This is a genomic window from Hydrogenophaga sp. IBVHS1, assembly GCF_002127265.1.
Classification (GTDB): domain Bacteria; phylum Pseudomonadota; class Gammaproteobacteria; order Burkholderiales; family Burkholderiaceae_C; genus Hydrogenophaga.
Map to the genome: position 1 here is coordinate 354,478 of NZ_NFUU01000003.1, position 14,239 is coordinate 368,716.

Consider the following 14,239-nt stretch of genomic DNA (forward strand, 5'->3'; position numbering starts at 1 on the left):
CTCAGGGCATGCGGGCCATGACCTGTGCCACTGTCGCAGTGAGGCGTCGTGCGTATTCCAGGTGCAGAAATTCGTTGGGACCGTGGGCGTTGCTCTTGGGGCCCAGCACGCCGCAGACCATCATCTGTGCCTTGGGAAAGCCCTTGCTGAGCATGTTCATGAGCGGGATGGTGCCGCCCTGGCCGATGGTGCCGCAGCCAGCGCCGAAGTGCGCCTGCGAGGCCGCTTGCAGGGCTTGCTCGAACCATGGCGCCGTGGTCGGTGCATTCCAGCCGCTGGCAGCGCCCTCACCCTCGAAGGTCACGCGGGCCTGGTACGGCGCGTTGTCTTCCAGCAGCGCCTTGAGCTCCTGCACGGCAGCGGGTGCATCCACCAGCGGCGGCAGGCGCAGGCTGAGCTTGAATGCGGTGTAAGGCCGCAGCACATTGCCGGCGTTGCGCAGTTCAGGAAAGCCTTCCGCACCGGTGACCGAGAGCGTCGGTCGCCAGGTGCGATTGAGCAGGGCCTCGACCGGATCGGTGGTGGTGGGCAGCGCGAACATCGTGGCGCCACCGCAGTCGTAGTGGGCCCACGGAAAACGCTTGTAGAGTTCGTCGCCCAGGATCGCGGCGGTGGCTTTCGCCTGTGTCACGCGCTCCATGGGCACTTCGCAGTGAAAGCTGGCCGGCAGCAGGCGGCCGGTGGCGCTGTCTTCCAGGCGGTCGAGCACCTGGCGCATGATGCGAAAGCTCGAGGGCACCAGGCCCGAGGCATCGCCGGAGTGAATGCCTTCGGTGAGGATTTCCACCTTGAGCACACCACTGGCCATGCCGCGCAGGCTGGTGGTGAGCCAGAGCTGATCGTAGTTTCCAGCGCCGCTGTCCAGACAGATCACCAGGCCCACGTCGCCCAGGCGCGCGCGCAGCGCATCCACATAGGGCAGCAGGTCGCCGGACCCGCTTTCCTCGCAGGTTTCAATCAGGCCAACGATGCGCGGGTGGGCCACGCCCTGGGCCTTGAGCGCCTGCAGGGCGGCGATGCTGGCATAGACCGCGTAGCCGTCGTCCGCACCTCCGCGCCCGTAGAGCTTGCCGTCGTCGATCTTGGGCGTCCAGGGGCCCAGGTCGCTGCGCCAGCCGGTGAACTCGGGTTGTTTGTCGAGGTGGCCGTACATCAGCACGGTCTGCCCGGAAGCGGGCGCCGGCGTGCCATCGCGCCCGGCGGTGGCCGGCACTTCAAAGAACAGCACCGGCGTGCGCGGCTTGCCGTGCGCGTCGTCGAGCTGAATCACTTCCAGCGTCAGGCCTTCGACGTGTTGAGCGCGCACCCAGTCGGCGGCGCTGTGCAGCACGCGATCCAGCAATCCATGGCTGGCCCAATCGGTATCGAACGCGGGCGACTTGGCAGGCACCTCGATGTAGCGCACCAGCTCGGGCACGATGGTGTTCGACCAGCTCGATTCCACATGGGCCTGCAAGGCGGCCGGGTCGAGCGCGGTATGAGGCAGGCGGGCGTTCATGGTGGTGGTCTCCGAAAGCGTGGGGGGCCGCCACGCGCCGAGAGACATTTCGCCCGCCGCGGTGGCCAGGGAAACAAGTATAGGCAGGCGCGCTGATTTTGGGGGCGCAGGCAGCCCCTACCCAGAGACAGCTTGGGACGGCTCCGCCGGCCCAAGCTGCCGTCCCCCGTCCAAGCGCTGAAGGCGCGCCAGAGAGGGGGGAAGCTGCGCAGCGGCGCAGGGGGGTGTTTCGCTTCAGGCGACCCGAAAGACCCGGACCACCTCGGCCAGCCGCTGGGCCTGGTCGCGCAGGCTGTCCGCCGCCGCCGCACTTTCCTCCACCAGTGCCGCGTTTTGCTGGGTCATCTGGTCGAGCTGGTTCACCGCCGTGTTCACCTGCCCGATGCCCTGCGACTGCTCGGTGGCGGCTGTGGTGATGTCGCCAATGAAGGCCGAAACCTTCTGCGCGTTGGCCACGATCTCGCCGATGGTGCTGCCGGCCTGCGCCACCAGACGCGTGCCGTTTTCCACCTTGCCCACGCTGGCCTCGATCAGGCCCTTGATTTCCTTGGCCGCCTGCGCACTGCGCTGCGCGAGGCTGCGCACCTCGGCCGCCACCACGGCGAACCCCCGGCCCTGCTCGCCAGCCCGCGCCGCTTCCACCGCGGCGTTCAGCGCCAGGATGTTGGTCTGGAACGCAATGCCATCGATCACGCCGATGATGTCGCCGATCTTCTGGCTGCTCTGGTTGATCTCTTCCATGGTGGTGACCACCTGGCTCACCACCTGCCCACCGCGTGCCGCCACTTCGGCGTTGGCGGCCGCCATCTGCGTGGCCTGGCGCGCCGCATCGGCGCTCTGGCGCACCGTGCTGGTGAGCTGCTCCATGCTGGCCGCGGTCTGCTGCAGACTGCTGGCGGCCTGCTCGGTGCGGCTGGACAAATCCTGGTTGCCGCTGGCGATCTGGGCACTCGCGGTGCCGATGTTGTCGGTCGAGCTGCGCACCTGCCCCACGATGCCGGCCAGCGAGGTCTGCATCTCGCCCAGCGCCTTCATGAGCGCGGCCAGCTCGTCGCGCCCCTTTGATGGCACCGGCTGGGTGAGGTCGCCGCGTGCAATGGCGCCCGCCAGCCGCTGCGCGTCCTCCACCGGTCGGCAGATGCTTTGCATGTTGAGCAAGGTGCTGGGCACCACGACCACCGCCGCCAGGGCCACGGCGAGGCCAAACAGCGTCAGGGTCTGCCCCCGCGTTGCCTGGCCTTCCTGTTCGAGCTGGGCCGCTTCGGCAATCAGCACCGCCTCGACCTTTCCTAGGTTCTGGATCAGGCCGTCGTACTGTTCATGCGCCCTGGCCAGCACGCGGTTGGCCACCGTGGCGGTGTCGTAACCGCCGCTTTCCAGCTGTGCGCTCACCGGTTCGACAAAGGCCACGTACTTCGCCAGCTGGTCCTTCATCTCGCGCACCAGAGCGTTGTCTTCGTCTTCCTCGCCGACCAGCATCTGGTCGATCTGTTGCCGGGCGGTATCGCGCGCAGCCAGCCATTGCGCCTTGGCCTTGGCCACGGCCTCGGGTTTCTCGTAGCCGATGATCATGTCCTTTTCGTAGCGACCCAGATCGCCCAGCGACTCCTGCAGTTGCGACAGCGTCACCGTTTCCTTGAACGCGTGGTTCATGAATTCGTTGCTGAGCGCGTGCAGCCGCGACATGCCCCACAGGCCGGCGCCACCCACCAGCACGAGCAACAGCAGCACAACGCCGATGGCGCCCGCCATGCGGGTACGAATGGAAAACTGTCGCATGAGATCCTGCATGGTCGAAAAAGCTCGTTCTTGTGGGAGATCGGAAGGGTGTGGCTGACCGGCGAAGCGCTACAGGCGGAACACGCGCACGACCTGGTCGAGGCGGGCGGCCTGGTCCTTCAGGCTCTCGGCTGCGGCCGCACTCTGCTCGACCAGCGCGGCGTTCTGCTGCGTCATCTGATCGAGCTGCGTCACCGCCACGTTGACCTGGCCAATGCCGTCGCTCTGTTCGCCCGCGGCCGCCGTGATCTCGCCAATGATGTCGGAGACGCGCTGCACCGAGCCCACGATCTCGCTCATCGTCTGGCCCGCATCGGCCACCAGGCGTGAACCGGTTTCCACCTTGTCCACGCTCGCCCCGATCAGCCCCTTGATTTCCTTGGCCGCCTGCGCGCTGCGTTGCGCCAGATTGCGCACTTCACCCGCGACCACCGCAAAGCCCCGGCCCTGCTCGCCCGCGCGCGCCGCCTCCACCGCCGCATTGAGCGCCAGGATGTTGGTCTGGAACGCGATGCCGTCGATCACGCCGATGATGTCGCTGATCTTCTTGCTGCTGTGGTTGATCTCGTCCATGGTGGTGACCACCTGGCCCACCACCTGTCCACCGCGCACGGCAATCTCCGCCGCGCTGGCCGCAAGCTGGTTCGCCTGGCGTGCCGCATCGGCGCTCTGGCGCACCGTGCTGGTGAGCTGCTCCATGCTGGCCGCCGTCTCTTCCAGGCTGCTCGCCGCCTGCTCGGTGCGTGCACTCAGGTCCTGGTTGCCGGAGGCAATCTCCACCGACGCCGTGCTGATGCTGTCCGTCGCGCTGCGCACCTGGCCCACGGTTTGAACGAGCGATGTTTTCATGGCGCCCAGCGCACGCAGCAGATCACCCAGCTCGTCGTGGCGATCGGACTGCACTGGTCGCGTGAGGTCACCGGCTGCCACCGTGGTGGCGATGGCGACGGCTTCGTTCAAGGGCACGGTCACCGATCGGGTGATGCGCCAGGCCATCAGGCTGGCCAGCAAGACCGCAGCGGCGGCAAGCCCGACGAGCCACATCACAGCGTGGCGAATGGTCAATTCTGAAGTGGCCACCGCCTTGTCCACCAGACCCAGCTGGAAGGCCAGCAGCTCGCCCTGCGCATTGCCGTAGCTTTCGGCGGCAGGCATCAGACCTGTGGTGAGCTTCTGGTCAGCGGCCTGCAGGTCACCGGTCTTGAGCGTGTCGAAGTACACCTTGCGCACCGCAATGTAGGCCGTGCGCAGCTCGGAAATTTTCGTCAGCAACGCCTTGCCTTCGCTGCTGCTGATTTCGTTCTCCAGCGTCTTCTGCAATTCGTTGATGCGCGTCGTGGTGTCCGCGATCATGGGTTTGAAATAGGCGTCGACGTCGGCATTGGCCCGGGACTTGGCCACGGCGAGCACGCGGTTGATGTTGAGGCGGGTGCTGGCCGCCCATTCCGCCGTGACAGCCGCGCGGTGCTCGAGCACGACCACGCGCTCGGTGGCGGATTGCGCGTTGCGCAAGCCATTCCAGGCGAGCGCGGTCAGCACCAGCAGCAGCGCCAGGACACTGGCGAATCCGAGGGTCAGCCGCTGGCCGATCTTGAGCTTGTTGAAAAACACGTCTATTTCTCCAGAAGGAACGGGGGGCGATCAGAAACTTTCCCAGTCGCCTTCGGCACTGGCAGACGCCTTGACCGGTTCGGGACGGGGGGCTTGCACCACGGGACGCTGGGGCGCGGGCGCGGGAGCAACGGGTTTGGTCACCACAGCGCGCGGCGCAGCGACGGGTGAAGGTGCCGGGGTGGCTCGGGGTGCCGGAGCGACCACCGAAGCCGGCGCATCGCCGGTGCGGAACACGCGCACGACCTGGTCGAGGCGGGCGGCCTGGTCTTTCAGGCTCTCGGCCGCGGCCGCGCTCTGCTCGACCAGCGCTGCGTTCTGCTGCGTCATCTGATCGAGCTGCGTCACCGCCACGTTGACTTGGCCAATGCCGTCGCTCTGCTCGCCCGCGGCCGCCGTGATCTCGCCAATGATGTCGCTCACTCGCTGCACCGAGCCCACGATCTCGCTCATCGTCTGGCCCGCATCGGCCACCAGGCGTGAACCGGTTTCCACCTTGTCCACGCTCGCCCCGATCAGCCCCTTGATTTCCTTGGCCGCCTGCGCGCTGCGTTGCGCCAGATTGCGCACTTCACCCGCGACCACCGCAAAGCCCCGGCCCTGCTCGCCCGCGCGCGCCGCCTCCACCGCCGCATTGAGCGCCAGGATGTTGGTCTGGAACGCGATGCCGTCGATCACGCCGATGATGTCGCTGATCTTCTTGCTGCTGTGGTTGATCTCGTCCATGGTGGTGACCACCTGGCCCACCACCTGTCCACCGCGCACGGCAATCTCCGCCGCGCTGGCCGCAAGCTGGTTCGCCTGGCGTGCCGCATCGGCGCTCTGGCGCACCGTGCTGGTGAGCTGCTCCATGCTGGCCGCCGTCTCTTCCAGGCTGCTCGCCGCCTGCTCGGTGCGTGCACTCAGGTCCTGGTTGCCGGAGGCAATCTCCACCGACGCCGTGCTGATGCTGTCCGTCGCGCTGCGCAGCTCGCGCATCATCCCCAGAAAGCGCATGCGCATGCTTTCCACTTCGCGCACGAGACGGCCGATTTCGTCCTGACGGTTGCTCTGGAAGGCGTGACTCAGGTCGCCCTGGGCCACCGTGGTCACGGCCTCGGTGAGCTCACCCAGTGGCTGGCTCACGTTGCGGCGCACCAGCAGGTAGAGCCCGCCGCCGAGCAAGGCGGTGGCCACCAGCAGCAGGGCCCACAAGGCGTACATGCTGTTCCAGTGAGCGGCCATGGCTTCGGTGTCGGACACCTCGGCGACGATCCACCAACCGCCCGCGGCCGACTCGCGTTTGCTGACCCAGGGGTCGCGGATCTCGGCGTTGAAAAGCGGTGCCGCGCTGCGAACGAATGCCTGCGGCGTTTCGCGCAGGCTGGTGAGCATGGCATCGGCGCCGGGATTGACGTCGAGCACCTTCTTGCCGGCGGCGGTGGGGTGCGACACAAAGATGGCATCGGCGTTGCTCGCGCGCGGATCGACGATGTACGTGCCTCCGCTCTCGAAAAATCGTGCCTCGCTCACCAGCTTGTCGAGCGACGCCTGGAAGTCGGCGATGTCGAATCCGATGAACAGGATGCCGACCACCTTGCCGGCCTCGTCGCGCATCGCTTCGTAGTGCGTCATGTACGGCTTGCCGAACAGCACAGCGCGGCCGGTGTAGGCCTTGCCTTCGAGCATGAGCGGGTAGGCCGGGTGGTTGCGCGCGAGCAAGGTGCCCATGGCGCGTTCGCCGTTTTCCTTTTTCAGCGACGTGCTCACGCGCTCGAAGTCGTCACCCTTGCGCATGAAGATGGTGGCCACACCGCCATTGGTGCGGTTGAAAGTGTCCACCTCCGAGAAATCGCCATTGAGCAGCATGCCCCAGCTTTTGAGCATGCCGGCAGAGGCGTCCAGCTCGAATTTGTCGGCGAACTTCTGGCGGAACGGCCGGTATGCCCGGTCGGTCATCATGCGCGCGGTGGTATCGAAGGCGTCGACCGAGTTGGCCACCGAGGCGGCCTTGTCGCCGGCCCATTCGACCAGGCTCTCGCGCGAGCGGCTCTCGGCCACAACGGCCATCACGCCGCTGATGAGCACGAGCACGCCCGCGAGCATGGCTACCGAGAGCAGCGAGACCCGGCGGGCAACGGATTTGGTGGAGGTGGATGACGTGTTCATCGGAGCGTGTGTTCGTTGAAATGAGCCGGGTTCATTGCAGGACCTGGGTCGCGTCCATCAGCCCCATGTCCTGGCTGGACATCAGGGCTTCGATGTCCATCAGGATCAGCATGCGTTCGCCCACGCTGGCGATGCCGGTGATGAAGCTGGTGTCCACGCTGGTGTTCATTTCGGGCGCTGGCTTGACCAGATCGCCAGCCAGCTCCAGCACATCCGACACAGAATCGACCACCGCACCCACCACACGACCACGCACGTTGAGCACGATCACCACGGTGAAGCCGTTGTATTCCACCTTGTCGCAACCGAGCTTGATGCGCAGGTCCACCACCGGCACGATCACGCCGCGCAGATTCACCACGCCTTTGATGAACGATGGCGCGTTGGCGATTCGGGTCGGTTCTTCATACGAACGGATTTCCTGCACCCGCAGGATGTCGATGCCGTACTCCTCGCCACCCAGGCGGAAGGTGAGGAATTCGGCACTGGCTTTCAGGCTGGCGGCAGCGCGTGCGCTGTCCTGGCGGGCATTGGGGTGGGCTTCGCGGCGCATGTCCATGGAATCGGTCCTCGGTAATCGGGTTAGTCCATGGAATATCGGCCACCTGGAGCGGGGCTGAAGTCCGAAAAAACCAGACAAACCCTTCCCAATCGCCGGCCAGCGCGTCAGCGCCAGTACCAAAGTACACACCCGGTCAGGCGCGCAGCGTGGGGGCTTGTCGCTCCAGTGACCCCCTGCGCCCCGGCGTCTGCTAAGTTGATTGCATGAACGCATCTGCCTTGCCCGGCCCGCAACACTTGGCCGCCACCCGTTGTATCGACCACGACCACCCTGCGGTGAAGGCGTTTGTGGAAGAACATGCCCGAGGCATCACGCCACGCGATCGTGCGGCCGCGCTCTACCTGGCGGTTCGCGACCGCGTGCGCTACGACCCGTACCGCATTGATCTCTCGCCACACGGCATGTCCGCCAGCAAGGCCATCGAACAGGGGCACGGCTGGTGCGTGCCGAAGGCCGTGCTGCTGGCGGCGGTCTGCCGCGCCGACGGCATACCCGCGCGACTGGGTTTTGCCGATGTGCGCAACCACCTGTCCACCGAACGGCTGCGCAAGACGATGGGCACCGATGTGTTCGCCTGGCACGGCTATACCTCGATCTGGCTCGATGGCGGCTGGCGCAAGGCCACACCGGCGTTCAACATCGAGCTGTGCGAAAAGTTCGGCTTGCTGCCGCTGGAGTTCGACGGCACGCAGGATTCGCTCTACCACCCCTTCGACCGCGAAGGACGGCAGCACATGGAGTACGTGAACGAGCGTGGCGCTTTCGACGACCTGCCGCTGGCCCAGCTGAGCGAGGCCTTCAGGCAGATCTATCCGGACATGCCCAGTGCCGACGCGGTGCCTGAGGGTGACTTTGCGGCCGATGCAGCGCGCGAAGCCGCTCGATCAGCTTGAGAAGCGAAACACGGCCGTGCTGGCCATCAGGTTGGGCCAGGTGCGGATTTCGCGGCCTTCGTGCAGGCCAAAACTGTCTTCGATGGTGAGACCGTTGCGCCGGGCCAGCACCTCGAAGTCGGCGTGGGTGCCCACCCGGATGTTCGGGGTGTCGTACCACTCGTAAGGCAGCCGCTTGGTCACCGGCATGCGGCCACGCAGCACATGCAGGCGGTTGACCCAGTGCGCGAAGTTGGGAAACGCCACCACGCCCAGACGCCCCACGCGTGCGGTTTCGCGCAGCATGGTTTCGGCGTTCCGCAAGTGTTGCAGCGTGTCGATCTGCAGCACCACGTCGAACGCGTCGTCGCCAAACATGGTCAACCCGTCTTCCAGGTTGAGCTGCAGCACTTGAACGCCGCGCTTCATGCAGGCCAGCACCTTGGCATCGTCGATCTCCACGCCGTAGCCGGTGCAGGCGCGGGTGGATTGCAGCAGCGCGAGCAGCGCGCCGTCGCCACAGCCCAGGTCGAGCACGCGCGAACCCGGGGGCACCAGGCGCGCAATGGAATTGAGAATGGCCAGCTCGCTCATGCCGAGCCTCCCTTCAGCGTGCTCGCCAGCGCCTGATCGAAATAGGCGCGCACGGCGCCAAGGTAGCGCGGATCGTCGAGCAGGAAGGCGTCGTGACCGTGCGGCGCGTCGATCTCGGCATAGGTCACCTCGCGGCGGTTGTCGAGCAGGGCCTTGACGATTTCGCGGCTGCGCGCGGGCGAGAAGCGCCAGTCTGTGGTGAAGCTCACGAGGAAGAACCGCGCACGCGCGCGGGCCAGCGCAGCGGTGAGGTTGCCGTCGAACTCGCGCGCTGGGTCGAAGTAGTCCAGTGCGCGCGTGATCAGCAGGTAGGTATTGGCGTCGAAATACTCGCTGAACTTGTCGCCCTGGTAGCGCAGGTAGCTTTCGATCTGGAACTCCACGTCTTGTGTGCTGTATCGGTAGGCGTCGAGGAGAGCTGCGCGATCCGGCGCCGGGCCGCCCCAAGCCGCATCGGCCCCCTCGGGGGGCAGCGAACCACGCGCAGCGGGGAGCGTGGGGGCCAGGTTCCTGCCGAACTTCTCGTTCATCACGTCGTCGCTGAGGTAGGTGATGTGGCCGATCATGCGGGCGATGCGCAGGCCGCGCCGCGGCAGGGTGTCGTGGCGCAGGTAGTTGCCATCGTGAAAATCCGGGTCGGTCACGATGGCTCGACGTGCCACTTCGTTGAACGCAATGTTCTCGGCGGTCAGGTTGGGGGCACTCGCCACCACCACGGCGTGGCGCACCCGCTGCGGGTATTGCAGCGTCCATGACAAGGTCTGCATGCCGCCCAGGCTGCCGCCCATGACGGCGGCCAGCGTTTCGATGCCCATGACATCCAGCAGTCGCGCCTGGGCATCCACCCAGTCTTCCACGGTGACCACGGGGAAATCCGCGCCCCAGGGCGCGCCCGTGGCGGGGTTGGCGTGGGTGGGTCCGGTGGAGCCGAAGCAGGAGCCCAGGTTGTTGACGCCGATGACGAACCAGCGATCGGTGTCGACCGGTTTGCCGGGTCCGATCATGTTGTTCCACCAGCCCTCGCTGCGCGCCAGCGGCTGACCATTGGCGTCGGCGTGCCAGCCGGCCACGTGGTGCGAAGCGTTGAGCGCGTGACAGATAAGAACAGCATTGGAGCGATCGGCGTTGAGCGCTCCATAGGTCTCCACCACCAGCTCGTAGGCTGGCAGGACGGCACCGCTGCGAAGCGGCAGCGGTTCGGTGAATCGAAACGTTTGAGGCGTGGCGATCAAGGCAATGTCCAGACCGGGCGCCGGGCGCCCAAAAAAAACCCGATACCGCCAAGAGCGAGATCGGGAATCTCCCCTTTAGCGGCATTTCTAAAGCGCCCGCAATTCGGATCAAATCGGCGCTGAGGGCGGAGTATAAGTTCAAGCGGCCATTGCCGGGCGTCAGCACCAGTTTGGGGCCATGTTGTAACGGCGCATCGGCGCCAGCGGGGGCTTGCGCATCCTGAAAAATAGTTACTGTTTCCGGCGCATTCAGCGCATAATTGTCTGGCGAGTGCCCGAAACACTCGCTTTGACAAGTGATCGGTTGGTTTCGCGTGCTACAGGTTTTGTGTGCTAACGGGGCTCCATCGCTATTTTTATCAGTGTTATTAGGAGTCCCAACCATGGGCAACAAACTGTACGTGGGCAATCTGCCCTACACCGTGCGCGACGAAGACCTGCAACAAGCTTTCGGCGCCTACGGCTCCGTCAACAGCGCCAAGGTCATGATGGAACGCGATACCGGCCGCTCCAAGGGCTTTGGTTTCGTCGAAATGGGCAGCGATGCCGAAGCACAGTCCGCCATTGAAGGCATGAACGGCCAGTCCCTGGGCGGTCGCAGCCTGGTGGTCAACGAAGCCCGTCCGATGGAAGCCCGCCCCCCCCGCAGCGGTGGCGGCGGCTTCGGCGGTGGTGGTGGCGGCGGTGGCCGCAGTGGTGGCGGCGGCTTCGGTGGCGGCGGTGGTGGTGAAGGCGGCTTCCGCAGCCCCTACGGCGGCGGTGGCCGTCGTGAAGGTGGTGGCGGTGGTGGTGGCCGCGGCGGTTACTGATCGCCCACACCCGTCAGCCTGAACCAGCGCCCCGCGCTGGTCCTCCAGCAGACATGAAAAAAGCCCTGTGGTCCTGCCACAGGGCTTTTTTCATGTTTGCTTCTGCCGGTGCTTGCGCGGCCGCCCGGCCAGGAGGCGGTCGAACGCCGCGTTGGGCAGCAGGCGCAGCAACTTGGCCACCACACCCATCTGCCAGGGAATCACGCGGTAGCTGGTGCGCGAGCGAATGGCAGTGAAGGCGCGATCGGCGAAGGTTTGTGCGCTGAGCAGAAAAGGCATTGCGTATCGGTTCTGGCGCGTCAGGGGCGTGTCCACATAGCCAGGCAGCAACGTGACCACCGCCACCCCGGTCCCGCGCAGCTCACCGCGCAGGCTCTCGCAATAGGCCACCACCGCAGCCTTGCTGGCGCAGTAGGCGGCATGGCCCGGCAGGCCCCGGATGGCGGCCACGCTGGCGATGCCGACCAGCGCACCGCTGCCGCGCGCCACCATGCCAGCCACGAAGGGGTGAAACGTGGCGGCCAGGCCGATGTTGTTGGTGGCGAAGAGGCGAGCCATGACATCGATGTCTTCCCGCACCGCGGTGTCCATGCCGATGCTGACGCCCGCATTGGCAATCACCACATCGGGCAGGCCCTGGCTGGCGATACAGGCCTGGCCAGCCGTGACGATGCTGGCCGTGTCGGCCACGTCGGCGCCGTACACGCGGCACTTCGCCTCATCAAAACCCTGCGCGTCGGCCCAGGCCTGCATCTCTGCGGTGCGGCGGGCCACCAGCGCAAGGCGGTAGCCGTCTCGCGCGAACCGCGCGGCCATGGCCTGGCCGATGCCGCTGGAGGCGCCGGTGATGAAAACCAGCGGACCGGCAGTCGAGGACGACGGGGTGCTGTTCATCTCGGCTCCATGCGGACTTTGACGCGGCCCTTGAAGTTCGCCACCCGCTCGTCGCCAACGTAGTCTAGGTTGTCGGCCTGAAGGCGATCGGTGCCTCGCAACAACGTGACGGGTTGGTCCGACACGACGCGTTCGGGTGCGGTGTAGATGTGCAGGAACTCGCCGCGAAACTCCAGCCGGGGCACGGCCTCGCCCGTCGCGTTAACACCCGCTTCGCGCACAACCACAGCGTTGCCTTCGAGGATGAACTCCGTGTTGTCGCCGTTGGTGGTGATGAGGCGGGCACTGGCCAGTGTGGGCAGCCCGTTCAGGCCGACGTGACGGATCCGGCCGTTGTCGACCTCGACCGTGTCGTTGGCAGGGTAATGGCGGGCCTCCACACCGTTCAGCTCGGTTTTCAGGATGCCGGTGGCGTCGAACACCTTCACCGAGAAGCGGCGCATGAAGTAGTCGGGCTCGCTGCTGACGGGGCGATCCACCTCGGGCGATTCGGCCACAGGCGTGGCGCGCAGCAACCAGTAGGAGGCGAGCGCGAGCAGGCCCATGAGCAGCACCGGCAGGTAGATGGACAGGCTGTCGAGCCACTTGCGCTTTCGCCGGGGCGCGCGCGGCACGACGGCGGTCGTGTCGACGTCGTCGAAGAAATCCAGCGGATCGGTCGTGCTCACCGGGAAGCCGCTTCCAGCTCGCGGGCGTAAGCACCGCTGGCCACGAGCAGCAGGTCGCAGACATCGCGCACTGCGCCGGCGCCCGGCAGGCGTTGCGCAACGAAGTGCGCAATGGCCAGCACCTCGGCGTGTGCGGTGGAAGGCGCGCAGGCGAGCGCGGCGCGGCGCATCAGTGGCAGGTCGGGCCAGTCGTCGCCCATGGCGGCGGCAGCGCTCCAGTCGAGGCCGAGCTCGGCCAGGATGGCCTCGGCCGCTGGTGCCTTGTCTTCGGTACCCAGTCGCACATGCTCGACACCGAGCGCGCTCAGGCGCGCGCGCAACGCAGCAGAATCGCGCCCGCTGATCACGGCCGGCGTCACACCGGCGCGGCGCAGCAGCTTGATGCCGTGGCCATCGAGAGTGTGGAAACGTTTGAGCGTCTCGCCAGCCTCGCTGATGTAGAGGCCCCCATCGGTGAGCACACCGTCCACATCGAAAAAGGCCACGCGCACCGGTTGGGCCCGCAGCAACAGGGTCGGAGGAAATTCGAGCACTGGGCGCAGGGGCGTCATATGACTTTGGCGCGCATGAGGTCGTTGGTGTTGAGTGCGCCGAGCAGACGCCCGTTTTCGTCCACCACGAGCACGCTGGTGATGCGGCTGGTTTCCATCAGGCCCGCCGCTTCCACCGCCAGCGCGCTGGCGCGCACGGTGCGCGGGTTGGCATGCATCACATCTTGCGCACGCAACGAACGAAGGTCGACACCGCTGCCGGTCTTTTCGATCAGGCGGCGCAGGTCGCCGTCGGTGAAGACGCCTCGCACCCGGCCATCGTCATCGACCACCGCGCTCAGGCCCAGACCCTTGGCGCTGATCTCGCGCATGAGGTCCATGAGGGTGGTGTCCAACCCCACCTGCGGTGCGTCGGCGCCGCCGCGCATCACATCGCTCACGTGGGTGAGCAGCTTGCGACCGAGGGAGCCGCCCGGGTGTGAACGGGCAAAGTCGTCGGCCTTGAAGCCGCGCGCGTCGAGCAGGGCCACAGCCAGTGCATCGCCCAACGCGAGCTGGGCGGTGGTGCTGGCCGTGGGGGCGAGGTTGTGCGGGCACGCCTCTTTCTCCACCGAGGTGTCAAGCACCACATCGGCATGGCGACCCAGGGTGGACTCGGGCCGGCCGGTCAGCGCCACCAGGGGCACGCCCATGCGCTTGATCAGCGGCAGGATGGCGGTAAGTTCTTCGCTCTCGCCGCTGTTGCTGATGCCCAGCACGAGATCGACGCCAGTGATCATGCCCAGGTCGCCGTGACTGGCCTCTGCCGGGTGGACAAAAAGGGCCGGCGTGCCGGTCGAGGCCAGGGTGGCGGCGATCTTGCGACCGATGTGCCCGCTCTTGCCCATGCCCATGACCACCACGCGGCCGGTCACGGCGAGCATGCGTTCGACCGCCATGGCAAACGACGCGTCCATGCGCAACGCCAGCGTGCCGACCGCTTGCGCCTCGATCTCGAGCGTTTCGCGGCCCAATGCCAGCACGCGGTCGGTGTCGAAGGTGGGGGGTAGCGACATGCGGAGGATTATCGCTGCCGCCAGGG

General features: G+C 66.4%; 13 protein-coding genes. 2 read left to right on the plus strand and 11 right to left on the minus strand.

From position 1 onward, the window contains the following. Position 1: 1 nt before the first annotated feature. The 5 genes from CAP37_RS19495 to CAP37_RS19515 all read right to left on the minus strand — a co-directional run bounded on the left by CAP37_RS19495 (position 2) and on the right by CAP37_RS19515 (position 7,595). Positions 2-1,498, minus strand: coding sequence for a M20 family metallopeptidase (locus CAP37_RS19495; RefSeq protein WP_086126133.1), 1,497 nt, complete (start codon positions 1,496-1,498; stop codon positions 2-4). Positions 1,499-1,732: 234 nt separating this feature from the next. After that, entirely contained in the window at positions 1,733-3,277 is a 1,545-nt protein-coding gene (locus CAP37_RS19500; RefSeq protein ID WP_256927062.1) for a methyl-accepting chemotaxis protein, read from the minus strand. A gap of 69 nt (positions 3,278-3,346) precedes the next feature. After that, complete coding sequence (locus CAP37_RS19505; protein WP_086126137.1) at positions 3,347-4,888, minus strand: methyl-accepting chemotaxis protein; 1,542 nt, start codon at positions 4,886-4,888, stop codon at positions 3,347-3,349. Positions 4,889-4,918: 30 nt separating this feature from the next. Beyond that, complete coding sequence (locus CAP37_RS19510; protein ID WP_086126139.1) at positions 4,919-7,036, minus strand: methyl-accepting chemotaxis protein; 2,118 nt, start codon at positions 7,034-7,036, stop codon at positions 4,919-4,921. 31 nt (positions 7,037-7,067) lie between these two features. Beyond that, positions 7,068-7,595 (minus strand): chemotaxis protein CheW, encoded by a 528-nt coding sequence (locus tag CAP37_RS19515; protein WP_086126141.1) that lies wholly within the window; start codon positions 7,593-7,595, stop codon positions 7,068-7,070. 206 nt (positions 7,596-7,801) lie between these two features. Between CAP37_RS19515 and CAP37_RS19520 the strand changes: the two genes are divergently transcribed. Continuing rightward, positions 7,802-8,491, plus strand: a complete 690-nt coding sequence (locus CAP37_RS19520) for a transglutaminase family protein (RefSeq protein WP_086126144.1) — start codon at positions 7,802-7,804, stop codon at positions 8,489-8,491. Here CAP37_RS19520 and metW read toward each other — a convergent pair. Both metW and CAP37_RS19530 read right to left on the minus strand, forming a co-directional pair. Beyond that, positions 8,483-9,064, minus strand: a complete 582-nt coding sequence (gene metW / locus CAP37_RS19525; RefSeq protein WP_086126145.1) for a methionine biosynthesis protein MetW — start codon at positions 9,062-9,064, stop codon at positions 8,483-8,485. The genes CAP37_RS19520 and metW overlap by 9 nt on opposite strands. After that, positions 9,061-10,302, minus strand: a complete 1,242-nt coding sequence (locus tag CAP37_RS19530; RefSeq protein ID WP_086126147.1) for a homoserine O-acetyltransferase — start codon at positions 10,300-10,302, stop codon at positions 9,061-9,063. The genes metW and CAP37_RS19530 overlap by 4 nt, the downstream gene beginning before the upstream one ends. Positions 10,303-10,679: 377 nt before the next feature. On the opposite strand from CAP37_RS19530, the gene CAP37_RS19535 reads away from it, so the two are divergent. Further along, positions 10,680-11,105, plus strand: a complete 426-nt coding sequence (locus tag CAP37_RS19535) for an RNA-binding protein (RefSeq protein WP_086126148.1) — start codon at positions 10,680-10,682, stop codon at positions 11,103-11,105. A 90-nt stretch (positions 11,106-11,195) separates the two neighbouring features. Here CAP37_RS19535 and CAP37_RS19540 read toward each other — a convergent pair whose 3' ends face one another. Genes CAP37_RS19540 through CAP37_RS19555 form a run of 4 tightly spaced genes read right to left on the minus strand, consistent with a single transcriptional unit; the run spans position 11,196 to position 14,213 of the window. Beyond that, positions 11,196-11,999 carry an SDR family oxidoreductase gene (locus tag CAP37_RS19540; protein ID WP_086126151.1) on the minus strand — a complete coding sequence of 268 codons (804 nt, stop codon included), beginning with the start codon at positions 11,997-11,999 and terminating at the stop codon, positions 11,196-11,198. Further along, positions 11,996-12,667: an LPS export ABC transporter periplasmic protein LptC gene (gene lptC / locus CAP37_RS19545; protein WP_256927063.1), complete on the minus strand. Its 672-nt coding sequence runs from the start codon at positions 12,665-12,667 to the stop codon at positions 11,996-11,998. Before lptC ends, CAP37_RS19540 begins: the two co-directional genes overlap by 4 nt. Then, a complete protein-coding gene (locus CAP37_RS19550) occupies positions 12,664-13,218 on the minus strand; it encodes an HAD family hydrolase (protein WP_086126154.1) in 555 nt (184 codons plus the stop codon). The genes lptC and CAP37_RS19550 overlap by 4 nt, the downstream gene beginning before the upstream one ends. Further along, positions 13,215-14,213 (minus strand): SIS domain-containing protein, encoded by a 999-nt coding sequence (locus tag CAP37_RS19555; RefSeq protein WP_086126157.1) that lies wholly within the window; start codon positions 14,211-14,213, stop codon positions 13,215-13,217. Before CAP37_RS19555 ends, CAP37_RS19550 begins: the two co-directional genes overlap by 4 nt. Positions 14,214-14,239: the final 26 nt, after the last annotated feature.

Bases quoted from the DNA above. Each gene is read 5' to 3' on its own strand.
- CAP37_RS19495 (WP_086126133.1), bottom strand. From the start codon at position 1,498: ATGAACGCCCGCCTGCCTCATACCGCGCTCGACCCGGCCGCCTTGCAG.
- CAP37_RS19500 (WP_256927062.1), bottom strand. From the start codon at position 3,277: ATGCGACAGTTTTCCATTCGTACCCGCATGGCGGGCGCCATCGGCGTT.
- CAP37_RS19510 (WP_086126139.1), bottom strand. From the start codon at position 7,036: ATGAACACGTCATCCACCTCCACCAAATCCGTTGCCCGCCGGGTCTCG.
- CAP37_RS19515 (WP_086126141.1), bottom strand. From the start codon at position 7,595: ATGGACATGCGCCGCGAAGCCCACCCCAATGCCCGCCAGGACAGCGCA.
- CAP37_RS19520 (WP_086126144.1), top strand. From the start codon at position 7,802: ATGAACGCATCTGCCTTGCCCGGCCCGCAACACTTGGCCGCCACCCGT.
- metW (WP_086126145.1), bottom strand. From the start codon at position 9,064: ATGAGCGAGCTGGCCATTCTCAATTCCATTGCGCGCCTGGTGCCCCCG.
- CAP37_RS19535 (WP_086126148.1), top strand. From the start codon at position 10,680: ATGGGCAACAAACTGTACGTGGGCAATCTGCCCTACACCGTGCGCGAC.
- CAP37_RS19540 (WP_086126151.1), bottom strand. From the start codon at position 11,999: ATGAACAGCACCCCGTCGTCCTCGACTGCCGGTCCGCTGGTTTTCATC.
- CAP37_RS19550 (WP_086126154.1), bottom strand. From the start codon at position 13,218: ATGACGCCCCTGCGCCCAGTGCTCGAATTTCCTCCGACCCTGTTGCTG.
- CAP37_RS19555 (WP_086126157.1), bottom strand. From the start codon at position 14,213: ATGTCGCTACCCCCCACCTTCGACACCGACCGCGTGCTGGCATTGGGC.